Genomic DNA, 3,319 nt, shown 5'->3' with positions numbered 1-3,319 from the left:
CGCCACGCCCGCCACAACCTCAACATCAACGGCATCTGGACTGCCGACCACGACATCGCCGAACGCGAGATCGCCTGGACCCGCGCCTTCCACGCGGCCGTCCGACCCTGGGAGAGCGGCGTCTACACCAACTTTCTGGACCAGGACGAAGGCCTCGACCGCATCGCCCAGGCGTTCGGCCCCCCAACCCTGAAGCGGCTGGCCACCGTCAAACACAACTACGACCCCGATCACAACTTCGGCGAGCTCCCACCCGCCTGACGACCACTGCGCAACCCCATACCGGGACACCTCGCCAGGCCGTTGTGTGCCGGTGGACAGACACTGCCCGACGTCTGTAACCACCGGGGTTCGGGCGCCTCATCCACCCCTACCCGAACGGCGATATCACCGTGCTGGTAGGGCGGCACATCCCGGCAAGGACGCCTTCCAAGCGGGGGCTGGGGCGAGGCGTAGGTCCGCGGTGGAGGGGATGTGCCGGGGGCGCGCGGCTGCCAAGGCGGTGCGTGCGGCTGGCGCAGACCTGCGGGGCCGTCATTGCGGTACGCCCTAGGTCTCCGTTATGTCGGAGGTGGTCGGGGCGGCGCACTCGGGTGCCGACGTCGCGCTGGAACTGGCGGCCACCCGCCCGACGATCCTTGCGGGACACCGGACCGGCCAGATGCCGTTCAGGCTGGACGGCCCCTTCATCCGGTTCGCCGCGCCCGTCGCGCGCTTCGCCACGACGAAGATCGTGAGCCTCGGGACTCCCATCGGCCGCAAGGTGAAGGGAAAGATCCGTGCCGGGGGCGGGCCACTCATCGACCCCCGGGTCGAGGACCTCGAGGAGGCTGGCGTCGAGTGGATCGAGGAGCGGACCACCGGCGTGCAGGACGGCAGGCCGATGCTCGCCAACGGGCAGGTGCTGGACGTCGCGAACGTGGTGTGGTGCACCGGGTTCCACCATGACTTCTCGTGGATCGAGCTCGACATCGTCGGAGAGGACGGCTGGCCGCTGGAGGACCGCGGGGTGGTGCCCTCCGAGTCCGGCCTTTACTTCATGGGCCTGGTGTTCCAGTCGTCCTTCGCCTCGATGCTGCTCCACGGTGTCGGCCGAGACGCCAGGCACGTCGCCAACCACATCGCACGACGGGTTGCTGCCACCGTGTGAAGGCTCGGCTCGCCGCAGGGGCTTGCCTCGGTGTCCACCCCCAACAACCAGCGATCACACGAAGACCCCAAGCGACGAGATGATGATGCCAGCATCAACAAGAGCGCCCTTGTGCGCCACGGCAAAAACATCTGCGACCCTGGACCCGGCCATCGGCACTTGCGGCGAACTGTCGCAACGCGGGAGCCGCGGTTTCGGGCGGTCTCTCCCCCTCGGATGGCAGGGCACATAGCTCCACCGCGCACGCCGTCCACGTGTGCCGCAGGGCTATCGTCCAAGCATGGGACGAACGGATCGAGCAAGCATCGTGATCCGCGCCGCGCGGGAGAGGATCTACGCCGCCCTGCTCGACCCATCGGCGCTCGAGACGTGGCTGCCGCCCGACAATATGAAGGGTCGCGTCCTTGAGTTCGACGCGCGACCCGGCGGCGTCTTCCGCATGGAGTTGACGTACCTGGACGGCAACCAGGGCAAGAGTTCCGACCACAGCGACGTCACCGAGGTCACGTTCATCGAGCTGGTCCCAGGCGAGCGCATCGTCCAGAGGGTGGTCTTCGACTCCGACGACCCGCAGTTCGCCGGTGCCATGACCATGACCTGGTCGCTGCTTGAGACGGGAGACGGCACGCGCGTCGAGATCCGGGCCGACGACGTCCCGCCAGGGATCTCATCCGAGGACCATGCGACCGGACTCACCGCGTCGTTGAACAACCTTGCGAGCTACTTGGCGGCTCCCTAACTCTGTTCGGCAGCCGTGGTTGCGGGCGGGGCGCCTTCGAGGAGCCTGCGCCCATAGCTGACGGGGGCAACGAGCACCTGTGTATTGTTCCCCCGGCCCGGATGCGAGGACAAGGCCCGCATCGGGTTGCTTTGCGCCGGCGCTGAACGGTCCTCGAGACTGACAAGGCAGGGACGTGACATTCGAAATCGTCTGCGAGATCGAGCCGCCGGCGTCCCCGGACATGGCGATCGTCCGCGAGCAGATCGCTGTGCTGCGGCGCAGCTGCGACGCGTTCCTCGTACCCGACAGCCACCTGGGTCGGGCCACCGTCTCCAGCATCTCGGTCGCCCACGAGGTCGGCTACCTACAAGGCCGGGCGGTGGCCTGCCTCAACGCACGAGACCGCAACCTGCTCGGATTCCAGCGTGACCTGCTCACCGCCGCTGCGTACGGGGTCGAAGCCTTGCTGCTGGTCTATGGCGACCGGCCTCGTGAGGGTGCAAGAAGCTCCCTGACTGTCCGACAGATGCTCGGCGAGCTGGAGGAAAGTGACCTGACGGGACGCTTCCGCGTCGGTGTCGCCGCCGACGTGACGCGCGAACTGCAGGCCTGGAAGCGGCAAGCGGACTTCGTTTTCACCCAGATCTCGTTCGACCAGGACGCGGTGACGCATTGGCGTGAACGGACCGGGTTCGAGGGGAAGGTCTACGCGGGGGTGGTCGTGCTCGCCTCCGACAAGATGGCTCGTCGCTTGGGCGAGATCATCCCCGGACTCGATGTGCCTGAGTCCCTCCTGCGGGACCTGGCACGTGGCGCCGACGTGGGTGTCCGGTTCGCGGTTGAACAGGTCACCCGGCTGCGCGATAGCGGCACGGTTGACGGCGTGCACCTCATCCCCGCCCGTCAGTACCGACAGACCGCAGCGGCCCTCGACCACGTCGGTATCTGATCCCGAGCGGTGCGCGTGACGACGCGCCCGCATCCGTGGTTACGCGCGCTCGGGAAATGCCACCACGCAGCGCATAAACGCGCAGCCGCTGGAGGCCATGACCCCCCGATCGATACCGGGCCATCCGGGATGGGGTACGAAGTGGTGGAAGCGACATCTGCAGCCGCCACGGCCGTGGGCGTCCGGCCACCCCGTTCGGCGTTGCGTCTCCTACCTTGCGGGCGGCAGGCGCAACGTCCTGGGCGGCGGCTCGGGCTCGGAGCGCCAGCTGGAGAGCGTGCGGGACGCGCGGCTGGTCCACGTGGACGAGCTGGACATGGCGGGGAAGGTGGACATTGCCCACCTGAAGGCCATCACGGGAGCCCGGTACATCCAGGTCCGCGCGCTCTACCGCCAGCCCGTCACCGTGCCCCTCCGCTGGACCCTGGTGACCACCACGAACGAAGTCCCCCAGCTGTCCACCGTGGACCCAGCGCTGGAGCGGCGGATGTTGGCCCTG

At 67.9% G+C, this 3,319-nt stretch carries 5 protein-coding genes; all 5 read left to right on the top strand.

The window, feature by feature from the left end:
• Window positions 1-261 (top strand): BBE domain-containing protein (locus tag KY462_16815; protein MBW3579360.1); only part of this gene is annotated, 261 nt, incomplete at its 5' end.
• 301 nt (window positions 262-562) lie between these two features.
• Window positions 563-1,150, top strand: coding sequence for a hypothetical protein (locus KY462_16810; protein MBW3579359.1), 588 nt, complete (start codon window positions 563-565; stop codon window positions 1,148-1,150).
• A gap of 280 nt (window positions 1,151-1,430) precedes the next feature.
• Window positions 1,431-1,889, top strand: a complete 459-nt coding sequence (locus tag KY462_16805; GenBank protein ID MBW3579358.1) for an SRPBCC family protein — start codon at window positions 1,431-1,433, stop codon at window positions 1,887-1,889.
• Between the two features lie 223 nt (window positions 1,890-2,112).
• A complete protein-coding gene (locus tag KY462_16800; GenBank protein MBW3579357.1) occupies window positions 2,113-2,820 on the top strand; it encodes a methylenetetrahydrofolate reductase in 708 nt (235 codons plus the stop codon).
• 277 nt (window positions 2,821-3,097) lie between these two features.
• Window positions 3,098-3,319: hypothetical protein (locus KY462_16795; protein ID MBW3579356.1), on the top strand; the 222-nt coding region annotated here is incomplete at its 3' end.

The sequence above is a fragment of the Actinomycetota bacterium genome (assembly GCA_019347675.1).
Lineage (GTDB): Bacteria > Actinomycetota > Nitriliruptoria > Nitriliruptorales > JAHWKO01 > JAHWKW01.
Note: the sequence above shows the minus strand (reverse complement) of the source record. Positions and strands in the feature narration are given on the sequence as shown.

Bases quoted from the DNA above. Each gene is read 5' to 3' on its own strand.
- KY462_16810 (MBW3579359.1), top strand. From the start codon at position 563: ATGTCGGAGGTGGTCGGGGCGGCGCACTCGGGTGCCGACGTCGCGCTG.
- KY462_16805 (MBW3579358.1), top strand. From the start codon at position 1,431: ATGGGACGAACGGATCGAGCAAGCATCGTGATCCGCGCCGCGCGGGAG.
- KY462_16800 (MBW3579357.1), top strand. From the start codon at position 2,113: ATGGCGATCGTCCGCGAGCAGATCGCTGTGCTGCGGCGCAGCTGCGAC.